At 34.2% G+C, this 20,931-nt stretch carries 22 protein-coding genes; 11 read left to right on the top strand and 11 right to left on the bottom strand.

Going from position 1 to position 20,931, the window contains the following annotated elements; translation table 11 throughout:
* The first annotated feature begins 54 nt into the window (after positions 1 to 54).
* Positions 55 to 651: a SprT-like domain-containing protein gene (locus tag AC1RRQ_RS20745; protein ID WP_493024875.1), complete on the top strand. Its 597-nt coding sequence runs from the start codon at positions 55 to 57 to the stop codon at positions 649 to 651.
* Between the two features lie 96 nt (positions 652 to 747).
* On the opposite strand, the gene AC1RRQ_RS20740 is transcribed toward AC1RRQ_RS20745, so the two are convergent.
* The 6 genes from AC1RRQ_RS20740 to gcvP all read right to left on the bottom strand — a co-directional run bounded on the left by AC1RRQ_RS20740 (position 748) and on the right by gcvP (position 8,212).
* A complete protein-coding gene (locus AC1RRQ_RS20740) occupies positions 748 to 1,509 on the bottom strand; it encodes an ABC transporter ATP-binding protein (RefSeq protein WP_493024874.1) in 762 nt (253 codons plus the stop codon).
* On the bottom strand, positions 1,509 to 2,255 hold the full coding sequence (locus AC1RRQ_RS20735; RefSeq protein ID WP_264553353.1) for an MlaE family ABC transporter permease: 747 nt from the start codon (positions 2,253 to 2,255) through the stop codon (positions 1,509 to 1,511). Before AC1RRQ_RS20735 ends, AC1RRQ_RS20740 begins: the two co-directional genes overlap by 1 nt.
* Before the next feature lie 80 nt (positions 2,256 to 2,335).
* Entirely contained in the window at positions 2,336 to 3,184 is an 849-nt protein-coding gene (locus tag AC1RRQ_RS20730) for a glycosyltransferase family 2 protein (RefSeq protein WP_493024873.1), read from the bottom strand.
* 88 nt (positions 3,185 to 3,272) lie between these two features.
* Complete coding sequence (locus AC1RRQ_RS20725) at positions 3,273 to 3,800, bottom strand: methyltransferase (protein WP_493024872.1); 528 nt, start codon at positions 3,798 to 3,800, stop codon at positions 3,273 to 3,275.
* A gap of 192 nt (positions 3,801 to 3,992) precedes the next feature.
* Positions 3,993 to 5,051 (bottom strand): 3-oxoacyl-ACP synthase III family protein, encoded by a 1,059-nt coding sequence (locus AC1RRQ_RS20720; protein WP_493024871.1) that lies wholly within the window; start codon positions 5,049 to 5,051, stop codon positions 3,993 to 3,995.
* Positions 5,052 to 5,362: 311 nt separating this feature from the next.
* Positions 5,363 to 8,212, bottom strand: coding sequence for an aminomethyl-transferring glycine dehydrogenase (gene gcvP, locus AC1RRQ_RS20715; protein ID WP_493024870.1), 2,850 nt, complete (start codon positions 8,210 to 8,212; stop codon positions 5,363 to 5,365).
* Positions 8,213 to 8,423: 211 nt separating this feature from the next.
* Here gcvP and AC1RRQ_RS20710 point away from each other — a divergent pair, with 211 nt between their 5' ends.
* Entirely contained in the window at positions 8,424 to 9,233 is an 810-nt protein-coding gene (locus tag AC1RRQ_RS20710; RefSeq protein WP_493024869.1) for a UbiA prenyltransferase family protein, read from the top strand.
* Positions 9,234 to 9,586: 353 nt separating this feature from the next.
* Here AC1RRQ_RS20710 and AC1RRQ_RS20705 read toward each other — a convergent pair whose 3' ends face one another.
* From AC1RRQ_RS20705 to AC1RRQ_RS20685, 5 genes are all read right to left on the bottom strand, one after another.
* The gene (locus tag AC1RRQ_RS20705; RefSeq protein ID WP_493024868.1) at positions 9,587 to 9,982 is read right to left on the bottom strand and encodes a DUF1090 family protein; all 396 of its coding nucleotides are present in this window, start codon (positions 9,980 to 9,982) and stop codon (positions 9,587 to 9,589) included.
* A gap of 142 nt (positions 9,983 to 10,124) precedes the next feature.
* Entirely contained in the window at positions 10,125 to 11,033 is a 909-nt protein-coding gene (locus AC1RRQ_RS20700) for a TIGR01777 family oxidoreductase (protein ID WP_493024867.1), read from the bottom strand.
* 84 nt (positions 11,034 to 11,117) lie between these two features.
* The gene (locus AC1RRQ_RS20695) at positions 11,118 to 11,504 is read right to left on the bottom strand and encodes a hypothetical protein (RefSeq protein ID WP_493024866.1); all 387 of its coding nucleotides are present in this window, start codon (positions 11,502 to 11,504) and stop codon (positions 11,118 to 11,120) included.
* A 19-nt stretch (positions 11,505 to 11,523) separates the two neighbouring features.
* Positions 11,524 to 11,871 (bottom strand): hypothetical protein, encoded by a 348-nt coding sequence (locus AC1RRQ_RS20690; protein WP_493024865.1) that lies wholly within the window; start codon positions 11,869 to 11,871, stop codon positions 11,524 to 11,526.
* Positions 11,872 to 11,931: 60 nt separating this feature from the next.
* Positions 11,932 to 12,435, bottom strand: coding sequence for a GbsR/MarR family transcriptional regulator (locus AC1RRQ_RS20685; protein ID WP_493024864.1), 504 nt, complete (start codon positions 12,433 to 12,435; stop codon positions 11,932 to 11,934).
* Positions 12,436 to 12,778: 343 nt separating this feature from the next.
* Between AC1RRQ_RS20685 and AC1RRQ_RS20680 the strand changes: the two genes are divergently transcribed.
* From AC1RRQ_RS20680 to AC1RRQ_RS20640, 9 genes are all read left to right on the top strand, one after another.
* Positions 12,779 to 13,192: a DUF1842 domain-containing protein gene (locus tag AC1RRQ_RS20680; RefSeq protein ID WP_493024863.1), complete on the top strand. Its 414-nt coding sequence runs from the start codon at positions 12,779 to 12,781 to the stop codon at positions 13,190 to 13,192.
* 145 nt (positions 13,193 to 13,337) lie between these two features.
* Positions 13,338 to 14,804, top strand: coding sequence for a hypothetical protein (locus AC1RRQ_RS20675; RefSeq protein WP_493024862.1), 1,467 nt, complete (start codon positions 13,338 to 13,340; stop codon positions 14,802 to 14,804).
* A 620-nt stretch (positions 14,805 to 15,424) separates the two neighbouring features.
* The gene (locus AC1RRQ_RS20670) at positions 15,425 to 16,078 is read left to right on the top strand and encodes a hypothetical protein (RefSeq protein ID WP_493024861.1); all 654 of its coding nucleotides are present in this window, start codon (positions 15,425 to 15,427) and stop codon (positions 16,076 to 16,078) included.
* Between the two features lie 21 nt (positions 16,079 to 16,099).
* A complete protein-coding gene (locus tag AC1RRQ_RS20665; RefSeq protein ID WP_493024860.1) occupies positions 16,100 to 16,276 on the top strand; it encodes a DUF1843 domain-containing protein in 177 nt (58 codons plus the stop codon).
* An 86-nt stretch (positions 16,277 to 16,362) separates the two neighbouring features.
* Complete coding sequence (locus AC1RRQ_RS20660) at positions 16,363 to 16,533, top strand: DUF1843 domain-containing protein (protein WP_493024859.1); 171 nt, start codon at positions 16,363 to 16,365, stop codon at positions 16,531 to 16,533.
* Positions 16,534 to 16,613: 80 nt separating this feature from the next.
* Complete coding sequence (locus AC1RRQ_RS20655) at positions 16,614 to 18,035, top strand: radical SAM protein (protein WP_493024858.1); 1,422 nt, start codon at positions 16,614 to 16,616, stop codon at positions 18,033 to 18,035.
* Position 18,036: 1 nt separating this feature from the next.
* On the top strand, positions 18,037 to 18,621 hold the full coding sequence (locus AC1RRQ_RS20650; RefSeq protein WP_493024857.1) for a hypothetical protein: 585 nt from the start codon (positions 18,037 to 18,039) through the stop codon (positions 18,619 to 18,621).
* A gap of 215 nt (positions 18,622 to 18,836) precedes the next feature.
* Positions 18,837 to 19,649, top strand: coding sequence for a hypothetical protein (locus tag AC1RRQ_RS20645; RefSeq protein ID WP_493024856.1), 813 nt, complete (start codon positions 18,837 to 18,839; stop codon positions 19,647 to 19,649).
* A 14-nt stretch (positions 19,650 to 19,663) separates the two neighbouring features.
* A complete protein-coding gene (locus tag AC1RRQ_RS20640) occupies positions 19,664 to 20,926 on the top strand; it encodes an ATP-grasp domain-containing protein (RefSeq protein WP_493024855.1) in 1,263 nt (420 codons plus the stop codon).
* Positions 20,927 to 20,931: the final 5 nt, after the last annotated feature.

The raw sequence follows: 20,931 nt of genomic DNA, 5'->3' as shown, positions 1-20,931 counted from the left end.
TTCCAAAAGATTGAAAAAAACTTCTAACTTTTTACAAATAACATCTAACTTAAATTGAGCGAAACATTAGCAAAATATATTCCGGAACATGCTGTAAAGCCTGTTTTTGATTTGATTGTGGCCAATCAGGTTCATTTGAAAATCGTAAATGAGCGTCAGACACGTCATGGTGATTATAGAAGGGGACCAAGCGGCAAGCATGAAATTACGGTTAATGCGAGTTTGAATAAATACAGGTTTATGATTACCCTGATTCATGAAATTGCACATTTAGTTGCTTTTGAAAAGTTTGGACGAAATATAAAACCGCATGGAAATGAATGGAAATATACTTTTCAGCGTTTGATGGTTCCGTTTATTCGGCCGGAAATATTTCCGAGCCAGATTTTGCCTTTATTGGCAAGGCATTTTAAGAATCCTTCGGCCAGCAGTGATACGGATACGACTTTATCTTTGGCCTTAAAACAATTCGATACAAATAACGATAAGAGTTATGTTTTTGAAATCCCTTTTGGAAGCATTTTTAAGATCAAAAACGGAAAAGTATTTAAGAAGTTAGCCGTTAGAACCAAACGTTTTGAATGCATCGAAATAAGCTCAGGAAAAACATATCTTTTTAATCCAAATGCAGAAGTGGAGCTAATGGATTAAAAGTTCCAATAAAAAAATCCCAAATTCCAATTTGAAAACAGTTTGGAATTTGGGATTTTTTATTTAGTCTTCCGGTAAAATTGGAATTTAAAACTTTTATCCTTTCAAATAAGCTTCTCTTACTTTTTTAAACAAGTTTGATGAGTATACGAATTTGACAATATCTTTATTATCGGTTCTAAAAATCTCCTCTTTTGTTCCCTGCCAGGCTTTTACACCTTTCTTTAGGAAAACAATATTTTCTCCAATTTCCATTACCGAGTTCATATCGTGCGTATTGATCACGGTTGTAATATTGTATTCTTCGGTAATTTCTTTAATCAAGTTATCGATCAAAGTTGAGGTGTTTGGATCTAAACCAGAGTTTGGTTCATCACAAAACAAATATTTCGGGTTGTTTACAATTGCGCGGGCAATCGCCACACGTTTTTGCATACCTCCGGAAATTTCAGAAGGTAATTTTTTATGTGCATCAACTAAATTCACACGCTCTAAAACAAAATCAACGCGTTCCTGAATTTTAGCTTTGTTATCGTTAGTGAACATTTTTAGAGGAAAAGCCACATTTTCTTCAACAGTCATCGAATCAAATAAAGCACTTCCCTGAAAAACCATTCCAATTTCAGTTCTTAGTTCCCTTTTTTCATCTGGATTTAATTCAGAATAAACTCTTCCGTCGAATTCAATAGTTCCTGAATCCGGAGCGTGAATTCCTAGTAAAGTTTTTAATAAAACAGTTTTTCCAGATCCACTCTGCCCAATAATTAGGTTGGTTTTTCCAGTTTCAAAAACGGTGGAAACACCTTTTAAAACCTTACTATCGCCAAATGATTTTTCTATGTTTTTTACTTCTATCATTATCCTAATAATAATTGAGTTAATATGTAATTAAAAAGAATGATACAAACAGATGTCCATACAAATGATACTGTACTTGCTTTACCAACTTCTAATGCTCCGCCTTTCATGTAATATCCGTGAAAAGATGGAATTGTTGCCAATAACATTGCAAAAATTAAAGTTTTAATAAAAGCATAGGTAATGTGAAACGGAATAAACTCCATCTGGGCACCTTGAATAAAGTCCTGACTGGTCGAAAATCCTCCGTATGCACAAGCAAGCCATCCTCCAAAAATACCAAGGAACATACTAATTCCAATTACAAAAGGATACATTAATAAAGCTATTATTTTTGGAAAAACAAGATAGTTTAATGAATTAACCCCCATAACTTCTAAAGCATCAATTTGCTCCGTAACACGCATTGTTCCGATACTCGATGTAATATAAGATCCCATTTTTCCGGCCATAATTACCGAAATAAAAGTAGGGGCAAACTCCAAAATTACAGATTGACGTGTAGCAAAACCAATTAAATATTTTGGAATTAAAGGATTAGTCAGGTTTAATGCCGTTTGAATGGCTACAACTCCTCCAATGAAAAAAGATATAAAACAAACAATTCCAAGAGAGTCAATTATTAAATCATCGATTTCTTTGAAAATTAAATTTTTCATAACAGGCCATTTGGTCTGTTTATTAAAAATTTCTTTAAGCATTAAAAAATATCTTCCTATTTGGGATAAATAACGAATTAGCATCATAAGTTTTACAAATATTGGCTAAATTAAGGATTAGTTTACAGTTTACCGTTTGAGTTTGCAGTTTTTTAAGTTTTTAAAAACTAGAAAAGCTTTTGTTTCATTTTTTGAAAACGGTAATTTCTAATAAATTTAGCTTGTTCCGGGGTAACTAATAAAGGGGTTTTGGCTCTTTTTGCTTTCCAAAAACCTCTAATATAATCAAAAAATAAGAAAGGCTTTTTCTTCATCATGGCCAGTTTAGCCGATGCAATTGCTGTAATCCAGAAACCGTATCCCAGCGTGAAGAAAGCTTCTCCTTGTTTATAACGTGCAGTTTTATTGTAATTTGCACCAGTTGGTTTTAAATGTTTTACATGCAGCGACTCGTCTGTAACGATTTTCCAACCGTAATATTTACAAAGCAATTCGTCTACAGTATCCCAGCCCATGGCAGGTCTTAAACCGCCAATTTGCTGATATGTTTCTTTTCTATACGCTTTCAATGCGCCGCGAATATGATCTTTATCCGTTAGGTTTTCTAAAACCCATTCGCCGTTTTTATCGATATGGCAAAATCCTCCGGCCATTCCAATCTTTGAGTCAGATTCGAAATGTTTAATGATAGTTTCAAAATAGTTAGGAGGAAAAATTAAATCACCGTCGATTTTTACAATAATGTCGTAATTAGAATCGAGTGTTTCAAAACCTTTCTGAAAAGCCTGAATTACTTTGCTCCCCGGTAAATGAATCGCATCAGAAGTTTTGTTTACAACAGAAATAAACGGATTTTCTTTTGCAAAACCCAACACGACTTCTTCTGTTTTATCAGTCGAATTATCATTTACAACTACAACTTTAGCTGGCAAAACAGTCTGAGAAACCAAAGATTGTAAAGTCAGGCCAATTAAATCTTGCTCGTTGTGTGCGGGAATGACGATGTAATATTTCATTTTAAGAATTTTAGATTTTAGATTTTAGATTTTAGATTGTGTGGAAATCATCTAAAAATCAAAAACCAAAAATCGTTAATCTGCAATCTTAGTTCTTAACTTTTTCAGCAACGACAATATAATATCTCGGAGTGAAATATCTTAATAAGGGTCTGAATCCAAACTTTTTTACCGGATGTGTAAATTGCAGACGATCTGTTATTTTCCATCCCGTTTTTTCTAAAAGCCAGTCTAACTGCCAATCTTCAAATTCATGGTAATGTCTGTCCCACATATCTGTTTTAGAACGATATGCCGGAGAAAACCATAAACGTAACGGAATTGAAATTAGCAATTTGTCACATTTTACGTTTTGTAAAATAGTGTATGGATTTAGCAAATGTTCGAAAATTTCAAATGCTGTAAAAACAGTATATTCTTCTGTTTGTAAAGCGGTTTGATCGTTGTCTAAATCTTCGCCTTTTGTGTTTTTTACGGTATATCCATTTTCTTCCATTATTTTGGAAAACGGATTTGGTACGCCAAAATCAAAAATGGTTTCTGATGTGCTAACGTGCTTTTGTAAAAACTCTAAGGTAAGTTTGAATCTTTTATTCGGAAACGTTTTTTCGTACATAGTTATTGCGAGGAACGAAACAAGCTCTCGTTCTTGATTTTAATTAGGTCGCAAATATACTAAAAAGTCCGCATTTTAAAATGCGGACTTTTTTTAAGTTTTCAGTATTCAGTCGCAGTTTTCAGTTGTCAAACTAATTACCGTGACTGTAAACTGCGACTGAATACTGCGACTGTAAACTGTGACTGAATACTAGTATCTGTAAACAAAAGCATTAATGTTCATTCCAGCTCCAACCGAAGCAAAAATAACTACATCGCCTTTGTTGATTTCGTGGTTTTCAATTTTTCCCTGAAGGATTAAATCAAATAAAGTGGGTACAGTTGCAACACTACTGTTTCCTAAATCGTGAATACTCATAGGCATAATAGCTGCAGGGGCCGTTTTATCGTATAATTTATAGAAACGTTCGATAATCGCTTCGTCCATTTTTTCGTTAGCCTGGTGAATTAAGATTTTTTTTACCTCGTCGATACCAATACCGCTTTGATCTAAACAGCTTTTCATAGCGCACGGAACATTGCTTAAAGCAAACTCGTAAATTTTACGTCCGTACATTTTGATGTATTTAATATCCGGATCTAAATCTGGATTGTATGATTTTCCGAAGAAAAGATAATTCGCTTCATCATTAGCATAAGTAGCACTTTCGTAAGATAAAAGACCCGATTCGTCAGTTGAAGCTTCTAAGATTGAAACTCCGGCTCCATCAGAATAAATCATCGAATCGCGATCGTGATCGTCAACCACTCTCGATAAAGTTTCGGCGCCAATTACCATTACTCTTTTTGCCATTCCTGACTTAATGAAGGCATTGGCCTGCAAAACTCCTTCAATCCAGCCCGGACATCCAAAAAGAATATCATAAGCAACACATTTAGGGTTTTTAATGCCTAATTTGTTTTTAACACGAGTTGCTAAACTTGGCAGGATATCCGTTTGATGTGTTCCTGTTTTTACATCACCAAAATTATGGGCGAAAATAATGTAGTCTAAAGTTTCAGCGTCGATTGCTGCGTTTGCGATTGCTTTTTCGGCTGCAAAAAAAGCTAAGTCTGATGCTGTGTATTGAGGTTCGGCATAACGACGATTTTCAATTCCTGTAATGCCCTTGAATTTTTTTATTACAACTTCATTCGGATAAGCAAATGGAGTACCATCTTCGTTTAAAAAAATATGCTTGTCAAAGTCTGTGTTTTTTACTTCTAAATTAGGAATGTAACTCCCAATACCAATAATTTTTATTTTCATTTTTCCCGTAAATTATCCGATAAATTTCATGCTAAAGTATAAATAAAAATATGATAACTATCATAAAAAATACTATGCATGCATATAATTATGAAATAACGATTTTTTGAATGATATATTGTTTATCTTCTAATGATTTTTTAATTTTTCCGAGATTTCAAACGTTTGAGATTGCATTTGCAGGATATTTTTATTTCACTAAAATATTTAACAATGTTACATAAAATCAATTTTTTTTTAAGAATGTTATAAAAAAACAAAACCCGATAACACAATCGTCATCGGGTCTGTTTTTATAGAGTAATCTAAGATTAATTTTCCATGTAAGCTTCTATAGGAGCACAGCTGCAAACTAAGTTTCTGTCACCATAAGCATCATCTACACGACGAACAGATGGCCAGAATTTATTGTCAGCAATATACTCTAATGGGTAAGCCGCTTTTTCTCTAGAATAAGGGAAATCCCAATTATCTGTAGTTAACATTGCCAATGTGTGCGGTGCATTTTTCAATACATTGTTTTTATCATCAGCAGTTGCAGCTTCAATTTCTTTTCTAATTGAAATAAGAGCATCACAAAAACGATCTAATTCAGCTAAATCTTCAGATTCTGTAGGTTCAATCATTAAAGTTCCTGCTACTGGGAAAGAAACCGTTGGAGCGTGGAAACCGTAATCCATTAAACGTTTTGCGATATCACCCACTTCAATTCCGTTTTCTTTAAATGCACGACAATCTAAAATCATTTCGTGAGCTGCTCTTCCGCATTCTCCAGTGTAAAGAATTGGGTAGTGTCCTTCGAAACGAGATTTCATATAGTTAGCATTCAAAATAGCGTGTTCTGTAGCACTTTTTAATCCGTCAGCTCCCATCATTGTAATGTAACCGTAAGAGATTAAACATACTAAAGCAGATCCGTAAGGCGCAGATGAAATAGCTGTAATTGCTTGCTCACCGCCTACTTTTAAGATTGGGTTTGTTGGTAAGAAAGGAACTAATTTTTCGTTTACACAAATTGGTCCAACACCAGGTCCGCCGCCGCCGTGAGGAATAGCGAATGTTTTGTGTAAGTTTAAGTGACAAACGTCAGCACCAATTGTAGCCGGATTTGTTAATCCAACTTGTGCGTTCATGTTTGCACCATCCATATATACTAATCCGCCATTGTCGTGGATTAATTTTGTGATTTCAATAATAGAAGATTCGAAAACTCCGTGAGTAGAAGGATACGTTACCATCAAGCAAGATAAATCATCTTTATGTTCGATCGCTTTTTCTCTTAAATCTTCTACATCAATATTTCCTTCTGGAGTTGTTTTAGTAACAATGATTTTCATTCCGGCCATAGCAGCAGAAGCAGGGTTGGTTCCGTGAGCCGATGAAGGAATTAAACATACATTACGGTGACCTTCGTTTCTTGATAAATGATAAGCACGAATCGCCATTAAACCTGCATATTCTCCCTGAGCTCCAGAATTTGGCTGTAATGTTGTTCCGGCAAATCCTGTAATTACATTTAATTGCTGCTCTAATTTTTTAAGCATCGTGATATAACCTTCAGCTTGCTCAACTGGTGCAAATGGGTGAATGCTGTTCCAGTTTGGCATTGATAAAGGAAGCATTTCTGAAGCAGCGTTTAATTTCATCGTACAAGAACCTAAAGAAATCATCGAATGATTCAAAGATAAATCTTTACGCTCTAATTTTTTGATGTAACGCATTAACTGACTTTCTGAATGATGATTGTTGAATACATCATGCGTTAAGAAAGAAGACGTTCTTTCTAATGAAGCAGGTAATTGACTTGCAGTTGCTAATTCAGCAACAGTGAAAGTTTCTTTTCCTAAAGCTTCAGCAAAAATCGTAATAATTTGGTTGATGTCGTTGATCGAAGTTGTTTCGTTGAACGAAATAGAAATCGTATCGGCATCAGGATAGAAGAAGTTTACTTCGTTTTTCTCTGCAATCGCTTTTACTTTTTGAGCATCAGCTTTAACCAAAATAGTATCAAAGTAAGCAGTGTTAGTTTGGAAAACTCCTAGTTTATTTAAAGCTTCAGCAGCAGTAACCGCCGATGCGTGAACTTTATTTGCAATATATTGTAAACCTTTTGGTCCGTGGTAAACCGCATACATTCCGGCCATAACCGCTAATAAAACCTGAGCAGTACAAATGTTAGAAGTTGCTTTTTCACGTTTAATGTGCTGCTCACGAGTTCCTAAAGCCATACGTAAAGCGCGGTTTCCGTTAACATCAATAGAAACTCCAATAATACGACCCGGCATAGATCGTTTATATTCTTCTTTAGTTGCAAAATATGCAGCGTGAGGACCACCATAACCCATTGGTACACCAAAACGTTGTGTAGTTCCAACTACTACTGCAGCGCCCATTTCTCCCGGAGAAGTTAAAGCAGCAAGAGATAAAATATCAGCAGCAAAGGCAACTTTAATTTCGTTTTCTTTTGCTTTAGCAACAAAAGCACTGTAGTCGTTTACCTGACCGTATTTACCTGGGTATTGTAAAATAGCTCCGAAAAATTCATTAGAAAAATCAAAGTTTTCGTGGTTACCAACAACTAATTCAATCCCGATAGGAGTTGAACGTGTTTGTAGGATCGATAAAGTTTGAGGTAAAATTTCTTCAGAAACGAAGAATTTGTTTGTATTGTTTTTCTTTTGGTCACGTGTACGAACGTCAAATAACAAAGCCATAGCTTCGGCAGCAGCAGTTCCTTCATCAAGTAAAGAAGCGTTTGCAATTTCCATTCCTGTTAATTCGATTACTGTAGTCTGGAAATTTAAAATGGCTTCAAGACGACCTTGAGCAATTTCTGCCTGATAAGGCGTATAAGCTGTATACCATCCTGGATTTTCGAAGATGTTTCTTTGAATTGGCGCCGGAACGATAGTAGGGTGATAACCCAAACCAATATACGATTTGAATACTTTGTTTCTCTTTCCTAATTCCTGAATATGATTTGCGAATTCGTATTCTGTCATGGCAGGATCCAAATTCAGAGGTGCTTTTAAACGAATATCATCCGGAAGGGTTTCGTAAACAAGTTGTTCGATCGATTCAACCCCAATGGTTTGTAACATGTGTTGAAGATCTGTTTCTCTTGGGCCAATGTGTCTTAAAGCAAAAGCATCTGTTTTCATTTGTAGCAGTCTATTTTTTAAAGATCAAAAGTAATATGCCGAGTGTTTTTATTCGATTTCACAAGGTTTATTACAATTTATAGTAAATGTGTTGTTTTTTTGTGGCGCAAAATTAAGTATTATTAATAATTTAATGGGTATTTTTAACTTCAATTTTTATCAAATTTCTAACTAAAGAGTTGATTTGTTACCAATTGATTAGATTTGAGGCATGAAACTTCTAAAACAAATTTTCGATTTTTATTTAAACAGCAGCATTCACGTGGCTTTATCGTGTTATGCTTTGGTCCGAATTACGTTTTACTTCTTTCATATTCAATATGATGAACCCATGACCTTGTTTGTTTTTTTTGGAACAATTGTAGGATATAATTTCGTAAAGTACGATGCCTTGGTTCGCGTCAAGAAAAAACCAATAGGAAATCAGCTCAAAATTATAGCAGTTTTTAGTTTCATTTCGCTGCTTTTGGTAGGGTATTATTTTTTCCATTTAAAACGAATTACACAAATTGTTTCTGTAGTAATATTTGCCATAACGGCGCTTTATACTTTACCGTTTTTTCCAAACAGAAAAAATGCCCGAAACTGGGCAGGAGTAAAAATTTATATTGTCGCACTTTGCTGGGTTGGCGCAACTTTGGTTTTACCTTATATAAATGCCGAAATTCCTTTTACAGGCAACTTTTTTATAAAATGCATGCAGCGTTTTGTCTTAGTTTTTGTGCTGATTTTGGTTTTCGAAATTCTGGATTTGGCCAACGACGATCCGCATTTGCAAACCGTTCCGCAGACTATTGGTGTAAAACGAACTAAGATTTTAGGATTTTCGCTTTTAGTTCCGTTTTGGGTTTTAGGAATTTTAACCTTTACACTTCATGATCTTATCATTAACCTCATTATGGTAGTAACCTTAATGTTGTTTATTTTCTTTGCCAACACCAAACGTTCCAGATATTATACTTCTTTCTGGGTCGAAGCCGTACCTATTTTTTGGTGGTTAATGATTGTATTTTCTAAATAATATTATTTGGGCGTGTTTCGCCGCGGCGAACCGGGCTTTCGGCTAAATCTTTTATTCCGCTCCGCCACATAAAAGGATACCGCCTCAATTCCTCACGCAAACCGTAAAATGAGAAAATTCATTTTCAAAGAAGATTTATTAATCTTTATGAATTGCCTCCAGCTTTAGCTGGAGGTAAAAAGAAGTATTGAATAAGGCTTTAGCCGAAAGATAAAGTTTGGCTAAAGCCTCCAACATTTGAACACATTTCACCTCCGGCTAAAGCTGGAGGCAATTGAAACTACTATTTTAAAATTTGCACAATCTGCTCCCGATAGCTATCGGGACTGCGAGAAACATTTTTTTTTTTTAATCTATTTTATTTTTTGTTCTGCCAAAGCTTTGTTTAAATCAGCTTTTGCTTCATTTAGTTTTTTTCTTTTTTTATCGATTTTTTCTTTGCTTTCATTATCTTTAATAGCTTCATTCAAATCGGCTGTTCTTTCATTTACTTTTTGCTGTTTCTCCCTAACCTTTTTGTCAAGATCTTTATTGACAGTTTTGGTAGTGCAATTTCTCTTAGTCTGTGCAATAGCATCTTCAACTCCCTTTATCTGGTTTTGATTTCCGGCTTTTTTCGCTGCCGCTAACTTGATGTTTAATTCACATAATTTTCTTTCGCATCCTTTTAATCCTGTGCAATTGCTTTGAGCAAATCCAATAAAAGAGATAACAAAAAGAGCAGTGGTTAATATCGTTTTTAATTTCATAAGACTATTTTTTTGATTTGTAATTTAATCTACCATAAAGACTAGTATTTTATAAAAGTAAGAAATTTATATTAATTGACTTTTTCTGAAACTTCTTTTAAGACTTTATTTCTCTAAAATGCATACAACTTTGTCAAAGTTCTTAACGCAGTAAATCTCGAAAAGCTTTGTCAACATTCCTAAACTTAAATTCAAATCCGTTTTCTAGAAGTCTTTTCGGAATTACGTTTCTGCTTTTTAAAACCAATTCCGGTTCTGTTCGAATAAAGAAAGATCCTATTTCCAGTAAGAATTTGCTCATCGGAATTCCGAAAGGAAAACCAACTGCTTTTCTAAGTTTTTGCGTAAAATCAGCATTTGGGATTGGTTCCGGAGAAACTATATTGATAACGCCCGTAATTTCTTTTTGAATAATAAAATCAACCGCATTCGCAAAATCTTCCTCGTGAATCCAGCTTACAAACTGATTGCCGCTTCCTTGTTTTCCTCCAAAGCCACATTTTGCCAAAGTCTTTAACGGAATAAAAGCGCCTCCATTTTTTCCTAAAACTATAGAAGTGCGCAAAGCTGTTTTTATTGTCTTTGGAGTTTCGGTTTTAAAGAATGCTTTTTCCCAAGAAAGCGCCACATTTATCGAAAAGTCATTGCCAATTTCGCCATCAACTTCGCCCATTTGTTTGTCTAATGAAAAGCGATAAATAGTTGCCGTAGATGAATTCAGCCAATGTTTCGGCGGATTTGTACAATTCAAAACTGCTTTGTTTAGAATCTTGGTGCTTTCAATTCGTGACCATAAAATTTCTTTTTTATTTTTTTTAGTATAACGGCAATCAACAGATTTTCCGGCAAGATTAATTAAAACCGACGCGTTTTCTAATTCATTTTCCCAACCCGAAAAAGTTCTGACATTCCAGTTTACGTATTTAATTCCGTTAATGGTTTGAGATTTTCCTCGGGTTAAAACCACTATTTCGTCAAATTTACTTTTGAAATGATGGATTAAAACTTGTCCTAAAAAACCGGTTCCGGCTGCGATTATAAGTTTCTTCATTGGTGTGATTTTTTTAGCCGCGAATTCACGAATTTTTAAATATTATAATTCGTGAATTCGCGGCAAATCTTTTACAGTAAATAATTAAGCTTTAAAAACCAATCTTTCTTCACGTTGAGCTTCTTTAGCTTTTCTTTTTCCTCTAAAAAAGAAATACAAATTAAAGAATAACATAATACCAAGGTAAATAGAAAATCCGCCAATTTTATAACTTAAATTTTCAATTAATTCCTGATAACTGTCTCGGCTTAATTGCAGTTCTAAAATCATTAAGGCAAAACCAATGTTTAAAAGGTAAAATCCGGTTTCAAAAAGTTTGTTGGTTGCCTGAGCAATATCTTCACGACCTTTAAATATATCGAGCATAAAGATTTTTCCGTTTCTAAAAAGCGTTTTAGAAACATAATAAGTAAGAAATAAAGCGACAGGTAAATAGATTCCGTAACCAATTAAGATTTTTGTAGTTTCCATGATATTTGAATTTTAGTTGTTATTTGATTAATTTATGAATGTACTTGGTTAAAATTATAATGTTGAAATAATGCAAACCTGATATGATAAAGATTATAATGGCCGTTTTTGTACCAATAGTTTCGATTAATTGAGTCGTAGAAACGATTTTCTGCCAGGAAATTAAAGTCATGGCGCAATACCCAATATTTAAAAGGTAATATCCTAAAAGGAGAACCTGATTGATTTTTTGGCAAATGTCGGCATGATTCGGAATCAGTTCTGCGACATAAATATTTCCGTTCTTATAGCAGATTTTACCCACTTTTAAAATGATCAAAGCCGTGATGCCGAGGTAAATAAAATATCCAATAATATTTAGATTCATAACTCTTGTTTTTAAATTTTTAAACTTTCAGAAAAAAATGAAACTTATGATTAAATTTTTTTATTTGAGTAATTTGATGACCATACGACCCAGCCAGTTTTCATTCATTTCTGTTACTTTATCCAGCATATTATCTACTTTTAAAACGAAATCGTATAGTTTTTCAGTTTGATCAACGAAGTGTTTTTCTTCTACAGAATCTTTAGTTTCAATTGTCGAAACTTCTTTTAAGATTTTAAGTGCAGGTTTGATTTCACGCTTGCTTCTTTCTCTGGAGATTTTTACAGCCAGCTCGTCTAAATCTTTTTCGGCAGTAAAAAACTCTTTTCTTTCTCCGGCTTTATACTCTTTGTATACAATTCCCCAATCCATTAAAGCTCTTAGGTTCATACTGGCGTTTCCACGGGAAATCTGTAATTCTTCCATAATGTCTTCCATAGAAACAGCTTCGTTCGAAACCATTAATAAAGCGTGGATCTGTGCCATCGTTTTATTGATTCCCCATTGAGAACCTAATGCTCCCCAGGTTTGTACAAACTTATTTTTTGCTTCTTTGAATTCCATAGATCAAATGTAGGTAAAAGTTTTTAAACTTTCAAAAATAATTGAAAGTTTATTTTATGACTGTTTTTTATTTACACCGCAGGTGTTTTTACGCAGGATATTTTCTCATGTCATTCTTTATTCGATTCGTGCCAAAGAATAAGCACTTCATGTCATTTTTTTACTTATGTCTACTTATCTGATATAGTTTTGAATAGAAATAAACCAAGAACGTTATTTAACAGGTTTGTCGAGAACTATTAAGTAATAAACACAACAATCAAATAAGTGGAGCAGAACCCACGAGAAAAAACGAGGCGGTACCGAAAAGCCATACGAGTAGGAAAACCTAAATCGAAAAGTTATGTCAGATTTATTAGCAGGTGCTTATTTAGCAAAAGGCACAATCGGAAATGTTGGAACACCAGGTGCTCCAATTGCAACATTTAGTTTAGTTGTTGTACCATCACAACATTCTGTTTCTGGTACAGTAGTAATTACTCAGGCTGTAAATGGTCCTGATGGTCATATTGTTGTTCCTGTAACAGGTAAAATTTACTCAACAGGATTTGGACAATTTACACAAGTTGTAAGCTTACAAGGGCAATACGTTCACTCTTTCCCTCCTCCGGCAATTGGTGCTTTTTTAGCCAATTTTGATGCTCACTTAGCTATCGATGGTGCATGGAATGGTACTGGAGGTTTTTCATATTATCAACATAATATCGAAAACGTACCAGTTAAAGCTGTAAAAAATTTACAAGAAGAGTTGGCATAAAAAAAGACCCCCAATTTTTACAACTCGGATCAAGAGAAAATTAGGATTTAATAAGTTCCTGATTTGGTTACTGTTTTGATCAAAGGGCCGTCTAAACTAGACGGCCTTTTTTATTACCAAAAAAAAAATAAATCACAAAAACAAAATGAAAAGAAAACCTATTATCATTACCCTGCTGGTTATTTTTATAATAGCAGCGATCTCATTATTTTTTCTGAATAAAGAAAAAATGATGGAAAAATTTGGAGTTTCTTCCGGTTATGCAGCATCTGCATCTCAACCTTGTGACTGTGAAACCAGCTGGTTTCCGCACGAACAAACTCCTGCCCCAAAAGAAGGCGACGGAAGCCCATTTGACAATGAAAGCACTACAAATTGTGATTTCCATCAATGGTCCTGGCAAAAGTTTTTATGGGTTACAAAACCCCTGCCAAGCGGTAATCCGTTTTTTTTAGACTCTCTGGATTTGGTAAGCCCGGAAATGGAAAGTGTTGTACCGCAGTTAGGCATAAAACTAACATTGAGCTCTATTAATCAGGCAGGTTTTAAAGGGGTTTTACAATCTAATCCTAAATTTAATAATAAAGCAGATACGGTATATTATTCTATACACGTAAATCGTTTATTGAGAGATAAAGCGATTTCGATGGCTTCCTTAATTAATAGCGGAAAATTGCCGGTTTCTAATTTAGAAACATTCCCTGTTGGAGCATTAGAATTAAAAGTATCCTGGATTAGTATAGATGCAATTCCAAAAGCGCAGCAGGCCAATTATTTTACGACTAAAGCCGCTGTTCAAAACAGTAATAAAGTTTATGTTGAAAAAACGATGGCATTACTGGGAATGCACGTAGTAGGTGTTGTAAAAAATCATCCTGAATTTATCTGGGCTACTTTTGAGCATAAAGACATGGCGCCTGTTTACGATAAGAAAACAAATTCAGTTACAGCTGTGAACGAAATGTTATTGTATGAAAAAGGAACGACTTCCGGCTTAAATGGTATTAAATGGGTTAAAAATGCAACGGCACCTGTTTTGCCTAACAAAGCCTTCATTCTTTATGAGTATGGAGTGCCAAGAGATTTAGGGACAGGAAACTTTATGAAAACAAGTCAGGCAGAACCGGCTAATTTTAATAATATAGAGAATATTAATAAATGTGTAGCGTCTAATTTGAAAGATGTTTTCAAAAACTACTTTTATAATGGTTCGGTTTGGTTAGATTTTGATGGAGTTTCTCCAGAAAATCAGGCAAAAGCAATTGTAAAAAGAGATATTTCGAGCGTATTGCCGGATTCATTAGCAAGAGGATCTTCTAATTTAGCCAATATTACGATGGAAACCTACACGCAGACTTTTGTCGATGATATTCATAAGATCAACAATACAAACTTGGTAAACTGTTTTGACTGTCATCAAGCAGAAAATTTTGATAAACAGCGTCCAGGTAAATCTCCTTTGTTCTTAAGCCATTTATTTGGAGATTATTTATTGCTTACAAAAACGGCCTCTACTGCTAAAAACGCTAATAGTTCTAAAGCTAAACGTATTGAAGATATAGAAGCTCAAAAATTCGAACAATTTGAAAGATTCACTAAAAAGAATCAATAAACGTAAGATCCTGATTTAAAAAGTTTCTTCCAGAATTTATAAAGATGTTTTTTAAAGTAAAACATCAAACCATATTCCAATCCTGATAAACGGAGTTTCTTACTTGTAACAATTGGTTACAGTAGAAGCTCCGTTTTGTTTTTTATTTAATAGATATTCTATTTTATCTTTTTTCGATCTTCTTTATAAACCTTCAAACTAGAAATCTATATCTCAGGTTTTTAGAAAAATATTCCTTTCAGTCTCATTAATAAAATGTAAATAAAACCTTATCTAAAGTATTTGTGTTTTTTAAGAATAATCTTATGACTTGTTTTTTCTGTTTTATGACAAAGAATATTCTTTTCGTAACATTTTTGGTGTAAATGTCTGTATATCAGAATTAATTTTAATCCATAAAATAAAAGCAGCCGGCAGATTTTATTTTATGAATTATTTCTATTTGATTTTTTAAGAACAGCTCTTTTTATACCATAAACAAGAATCGCTTCTTCAATATTCATTTTGAAATTATACTAGCAGTGGAGCAGAACTCACTTTAAAAAACGAACTGTTTCGCACAGGAAAAAGCGAAGGCGGAGCTGAAAAGCCTTATGAGTAAGACCCAAAATTTTATTATTATGCAACCTATACCTAGAAAAGTTAAAAATGTAAATGTGTATCCGTATATAGACTGGAAAGGCGGAGGCGTTGGCCCTGTTATTCTTCCTGTTATAGAAGGAGCCAGCGGAACCTATGCTGTTGGTACACTTATTACATCTGTATTTTACAATCTTGATCTTAAATCGGCTACTCAAAAATCTAAATTGGGAGTACATCAAAGATATGTAGCAATAGGAGAAACAGAAGACGGAAGTTCTTTTACAACTCCATGGATGTACTGCACAAATGCAGGAACTGATCCGGAATTTGGAAGAACTATTCATCTTCTTAAACCAGAGTTAGACGCTATTAATACAGATGTTTTACCAGAATATATAACACTGGGACCACTTACTGATATTACTGTAACGCAATCATTTCCTCCTCCGGCAATTGGAGAAATTCTATTAATCGAAAACGGAAAAGGAAACATTATCGCCACTAGAACGGGTACTCCTCATGAAATGGGAATTGAAGTAATTGGCGGCAATCGCGTCGGACAATTAAGAACAGGATTGAAAAACATCATGATTACCGGAAAAAACAAAGATGGTAAAACGGTTACGACGGGTAATTTAACTTGTTTAAATCCAAATGATCCTGCCATTTTTCTACATCAGTTTGGAGGTTAATAATTCTTAAAATAAACAGCTATGGGAATAATGATGCCTTACGGTGTTGCAGTCAGAGAAGCGATAGCTTCTAATGATTTAGCAAAAATGGAGTCTATTGCAGAACAAGCAAAACAAGTAGTAAAAGAACAAGGAGACTTGAGTGTCGCTTTGTTAGAATTACAGGAAGCAATAGAGGCTCTAAAAAACAAAAAATAAAAACAGAAATAAGCTGACTTGTTCAGTATAACAAGGGTGAATCCGAAAAACCTCAAGAGTAGGAATAACTAAAAAACAAAAATGTTATGGGAGTAGTAATGCTTTACGCAGCAGGAATCAGAGAAGCGATAGCTTCTAATGATTTAGAAAAAATGAAAGCAGTAGCTGAACAAGCTAAGCAAACCGTTAGAGAACAGGGAGACCTGAGCGCTGCTTTGGTAGAATTGCTGGAGGCTATTGAAAGCTTAAGAAAGTAATCTAAAAAAGAACGGTTTAATAAGCCTTGCTTTTTAAACCGTTCTTTAAAATAAATCAACAAATCCCTAAATCTATTAAGATGGACAAGACTTCTATACGATACAGAGTACGAGATGATTATAAAACAGCAACCCCAGTTCATGTTGTTTGGGAAATTACTCTCGCCTGTAATTTGAAATGCTCGCACTGCGGCTCCAGAGCCGGAAAGGTGAGACCTGGTGAACTAACTACCGAACAATGTTTTGAGGTTATTGATAGTCTTAAACGTCTTGGTACAAGAGAAATCACAATTATTGGCGGTGAAGCTTTTTTAAGAAAAGACTGGCTTGATATAATTGAAAAAATTCACCAAAGCGGCATTGAATGTTCTATGCAGTCTGGCGCTTATAATTTAAACGAAGAGCGAATTAGTAACGCAAAAAAAGCAGGAATACGAAATATTGGTGTTTCTATTGATGGGTTACCGGAGACTCACAATAAAATAAGAGGAAGAAGAGATTCTTTTGATCATGTAATTCATTGTCTGCAATTACTAAAAGAGTACGATATACCTTCTAGCGTAAATACTGTAATTACAAAATTAAATCAAAATGAGCTGAGCGAACTTCTGGATGTTTTGATCGAAAACGGCGTAAGAAACTGGCAGATACAATTGGCAGTTGCTATGGGAAATGCCGTTGACCACTCCGAAGAATTAATTCTGCAACCTTATGAGTTAATCGACTTTTATGAAAAACTTATTGTTATCTATAGAAAAGCACTGGCACATAATGTTTTAATCCAGGCCGGAAACAACATTGGTTACTTTGGACCTTATGAACATATCTGGCGACAAGGCAATGAAAAATATTATACAGGATGTTCTGCAGGACATACCGGAATTGGTATTGAAGCTGATGGAAAAATAAAAGGTTGTCCGTCGTTACCCACGACCGAATATACAGGAGGTAATGTAAAAGACATGAAGCTGGAAGATATTTGGAGATACAGCGAAGAAATGGTTTTTTCCAGATATAGAAATAAAGAAGAATTATGGGGAGGATGCAAAGGCTGTTATTACGAATCTTCTTGTCTGGCTGGTTGTACCTGGACTAGTCATGTTTTATTTGGAAAAAGAGGCAATAACCCTTTTTGTCATTACCGTGCCTTAGAATTAAAAAAGAAAGGACTTCACGAACGAATAAGAAAAATAAAAGAAGCACCCGGATTATCTTTCGATATTGGTTTGTTTGAGATCATCGTAGAAAATGAAAAAGGAGAAGTAGTCGAAGTACAATCACCTCATAATTCACCTCTGGTTCCAGTATCGAATACAGAAAGAGTTCCAAGAATTCCAAAAGCACTTAAACTATGCAATGGCTGTGATAATTATGTTTATGAAGAAGAAACGACCTGTACTTTTTGCAGTGCCGATATTCAGAAAGTAAACGATGAATATGCCGTTAAAATGGAAAAAGCCAAACGTTCACTGGAAAAATTAGAACTATTAATGATGAAATAATATGGAACTGCTAAAAAAGATTCAATCAGAAATTGACCAATATTCAAACACTATTGAGGAAAACTTAAGTCTTTCTGAAATTACAATTAAATATGGTCTCAACTCGTATCGATATGGTTCTTCCAGTTTTTTATCTGATCTTTTTGATCCTATCGAAATAACAACCGAAACCGTATTTTATGATTTAGGTTCCGGTTATGGAAACATAATTTTATATGGAGCCGTAAAATATCCAAATGCAAAATTTATAGGAATTGAAATTCTGAAAGAACGACATCAAGTCTGCGCAGATTTAATCAAAAAAGAACAAATAAAAAACGCCGTTGCCATTTGCGATGATATTTTAAAAACCGATGTTTCTGATGGAACTATTTTTTATTTGTACAATCCTCTTTACGATTTTCAATATGCCGAATTATTAAAGAAACTGCATCAGATTTCATTACATAAACCCATTATCGTAATTGCCGAATCACGTTGTAATTTTTTTGACGAAGCCGGCTGGCTGGAACAATATCACCTTAAAGATATTGATGTGGTTAGAAAAATTAAATACTATCGCTCTAAATCTGCCAAAACTTCTTAGTCTAAAAAATGCGCAGTTAAGATTTTTAAGACTATCCTAACCAATAGACATTATTACTTTTTGTTGCAGAGATTAACCGCCTCATACCCGATATTAATGTGTTTATGACATTTTTTAAAACCTGTGAATATTTAAGAAATAAGTTTATAGTAAATAATACGCACCAAAAACAAATCTAGAATTAATCAAAAATAAACCCTTTAACCCCAGAAACCATGACAAATCTAAGTTCAATTATTCTTCCGGTTCTTAATGATATGGAAGAATCGTATTTAAAAGATCAATTATTAAAGTTCCTTCCTAATCAAGAGGAATCATTTTCAAAAATCGAAAAAAGCTTCAAACAATTAACCTCAAAAGTTCAGGATAAGGAACGTTTACAGCTTTTTTTCCACAGTTGGAGCCAAACCAATAACAGCGCCATGACAGTTGCAGGAATCAGCAACCGTATGACAATGCTGGTTCATAAAAATCAGCCTATTGCAGACAGAGAAGCACTTTTGCAGTCTATTACAAGTTTAAACAGAATTGTAGACGAAGACCTGGCAGTTGTGGGCAGAGTTTTACACTCTCAATTGTTTTATACCATGGCGACTAATATTTGTACAGACGATGATTGGCTTTCGCGTAAATATTTAAACCAAAGTGCTTACGAGTTTAAATCTTGGAAAGATCAAAATTCACTACGAAATAAAGACATCATGATCGCATTATTGACAACTTTAATTCATGAAATTTATACGCATGGTGAAGTAGAATATATTCTTCCAAAATTTGAATCATGGCTTACAAACGATTACGGTTTTTCAGATGAAGAACGTGACAAAACATTAGCCTGGATAAGTGTTCACTGCGGTCCAACCGAAAAAAATCATTTCTTTTTTGCTGTAAGTTCAATTTTCCATTATGCTAAAGCTATGAATGTTGATCTTGAAACCTACGACCTGGAAACCATCATTAAAGATTATTTGGCTAAAAAATCGGCTGTAATGGAAGACGTTATGGAAATTGAAGAACTTAGTTTATAATTCCTTTTTCATACATGATTACAAAGAAAGAACCAAAAGCGCAGCTCATTGCCCCTAAAATAAGTCTGCAGCAAAATCAGCCTGAAAAACAAAAAAAATGGGAGGAATTATTTTCTGAATATTTTGAAAAAGAGACAGGTTTGGGTAGTCATTTTTTTGCAAATTCTTCGGTAAAATTACCTTTAGGATATGATAAAGAAATGAATCGTTTGTGTTCTATTTTAAATGATGCCTGTAAAGCAATTGTCCAGAATTATTTTGAAGACGAGAGGATTCGAAATTATTATCAGCTGGACAAAGACCTTGAAGCTTTATTAAAAAAAAGCAGCAGCAGAATATATAATCAGGGCTTTTATCGCCCTGATTTTTTATATGATAGAAACAATCAGGCAAAAATTTGTGAGATAGGCGCTCGTTATCCGTTAAACGGCTGGATGATTAGTTATTATTTAAGATTGATGAACGATGAATTGAAGGAAACTGAAGATTGGCTGCGTTTTAAAGATGTTGATTTAAAAAATCTGATCGACGATTTATATTATCAGTTTGTTCCAAATAAAAAAGCGGCACTTGTTCACGACGACGAAAAAGGAACCGAGATTTTTTATGTTCAAAAAGAACTGGCAAAATTGGGAGTAGAATTAATCTCGGTAAAACCTCAGGATTTAATCGTTTCAAACGATTCTATTTATGTAAATGGAGAACCAGTTTCTCAGTTTATATTAGAAATGGATCGGGAAGAACTGAAAAAGATAAAACCAGATGTGCTTGATAAACTGATTGAGCAAAACTGTTATTTTAATGATATCAGGACCTTAATCTTAATTCATGACAAAAGAGTTTTAGCCGTAATGTACGATGCCGACATAATGTATGATTATTTAAGCGAAGAAGATTATGATTTTTTAAAACAATATCTAATTCCAAGTTATGTAATTGTCGATCCCTCCGAATGTAATGCTTTTATAGCGAGCGATCAGAACCTTATTTTAAAATTAAATAGCGGCGGAAGAGGAATTGGAGCTTACGTAAAAAGCGATTGTACGGCTCAGGAATGGGATACGATTATTAGAGAAAACTGGAGTAAATATCTCATTCAGCATTTTGTAGAACAGAAAGAATTTAAAGATATTGAAAACAATCGTGAGATTCATTTGGTAGGAATGCTGTTGTGCAAAGACAACAAAAACTATGGTCCGGGTTTGTTTCGCGGTTCAGATGAATCAGTTGTAAATGTACATCAGGGCAGAGCTTTAATTTATCCAATAGAAGAGTAAAAATC

Source organism: Flavobacterium sp. GW821-FHT12A05 (assembly GCF_058807735.1).
This window is presented reverse-complemented; position numbering and strand designations above follow the sequence as displayed.

What these genes read in the sequence shown, in the direction of transcription:
- AC1RRQ_RS20740 (WP_493024874.1), bottom strand. Translation starts at nt 1,509, where the DNA reads ATGATAGAAGTAAAAAACATAGAAAAATCATTTGGCGATAGTAAGGTT.
- AC1RRQ_RS20735 (WP_264553353.1), bottom strand. Translation starts at nt 2,255, where the DNA reads ATGATGCTAATTCGTTATTTATCCCAAATAGGAAGATATTTTTTAATG.
- AC1RRQ_RS20730 (WP_493024873.1), bottom strand. Translation starts at nt 3,184, where the DNA reads ATGAAATATTACATCGTCATTCCCGCACACAACGAGCAAGATTTAATT.
- AC1RRQ_RS20725 (WP_493024872.1), bottom strand. Translation starts at nt 3,800, where the DNA reads ATGTACGAAAAAACGTTTCCGAATAAAAGATTCAAACTTACCTTAGAG.
- AC1RRQ_RS20720 (WP_493024871.1), bottom strand. Translation starts at nt 5,051, where the DNA reads ATGAAAATAAAAATTATTGGTATTGGGAGTTACATTCCTAATTTAGAA.
- gcvP (WP_493024870.1), bottom strand. Translation starts at nt 8,212, where the DNA reads ATGAAAACAGATGCTTTTGCTTTAAGACACATTGGCCCAAGAGAAACA.
- AC1RRQ_RS20710 (WP_493024869.1), top strand. Translation starts at nt 8,424, where the DNA reads ATGAAACTTCTAAAACAAATTTTCGATTTTTATTTAAACAGCAGCATT.
- AC1RRQ_RS20705 (WP_493024868.1), bottom strand. Translation starts at nt 9,982, where the DNA reads ATGAAATTAAAAACGATATTAACCACTGCTCTTTTTGTTATCTCTTTT.
- AC1RRQ_RS20700 (WP_493024867.1), bottom strand. Translation starts at nt 11,033, where the DNA reads ATGAAGAAACTTATAATCGCAGCCGGAACCGGTTTTTTAGGACAAGTT.
- AC1RRQ_RS20695 (WP_493024866.1), bottom strand. Translation starts at nt 11,504, where the DNA reads ATGGAAACTACAAAAATCTTAATTGGTTACGGAATCTATTTACCTGTC.
- AC1RRQ_RS20690 (WP_493024865.1), bottom strand. Translation starts at nt 11,871, where the DNA reads ATGAATCTAAATATTATTGGATATTTTATTTACCTCGGCATCACGGCT.
- AC1RRQ_RS20685 (WP_493024864.1), bottom strand. Translation starts at nt 12,435, where the DNA reads ATGGAATTCAAAGAAGCAAAAAATAAGTTTGTACAAACCTGGGGAGCA.
- AC1RRQ_RS20680 (WP_493024863.1), top strand. Translation starts at nt 12,779, where the DNA reads ATGTCAGATTTATTAGCAGGTGCTTATTTAGCAAAAGGCACAATCGGA.
- AC1RRQ_RS20675 (WP_493024862.1), top strand. Translation starts at nt 13,338, where the DNA reads ATGAAAAGAAAACCTATTATCATTACCCTGCTGGTTATTTTTATAATA.
- AC1RRQ_RS20670 (WP_493024861.1), top strand. Translation starts at nt 15,425, where the DNA reads ATGCAACCTATACCTAGAAAAGTTAAAAATGTAAATGTGTATCCGTAT.
- AC1RRQ_RS20665 (WP_493024860.1), top strand. Translation starts at nt 16,100, where the DNA reads ATGGGAATAATGATGCCTTACGGTGTTGCAGTCAGAGAAGCGATAGCT.
- AC1RRQ_RS20660 (WP_493024859.1), top strand. Translation starts at nt 16,363, where the DNA reads ATGGGAGTAGTAATGCTTTACGCAGCAGGAATCAGAGAAGCGATAGCT.
- AC1RRQ_RS20655 (WP_493024858.1), top strand. Translation starts at nt 16,614, where the DNA reads ATGGACAAGACTTCTATACGATACAGAGTACGAGATGATTATAAAACA.
- AC1RRQ_RS20650 (WP_493024857.1), top strand. Translation starts at nt 18,037, where the DNA reads ATGGAACTGCTAAAAAAGATTCAATCAGAAATTGACCAATATTCAAAC.
- AC1RRQ_RS20645 (WP_493024856.1), top strand. Translation starts at nt 18,837, where the DNA reads ATGACAAATCTAAGTTCAATTATTCTTCCGGTTCTTAATGATATGGAA.
- AC1RRQ_RS20640 (WP_493024855.1), top strand. Translation starts at nt 19,664, where the DNA reads ATGATTACAAAGAAAGAACCAAAAGCGCAGCTCATTGCCCCTAAAATA.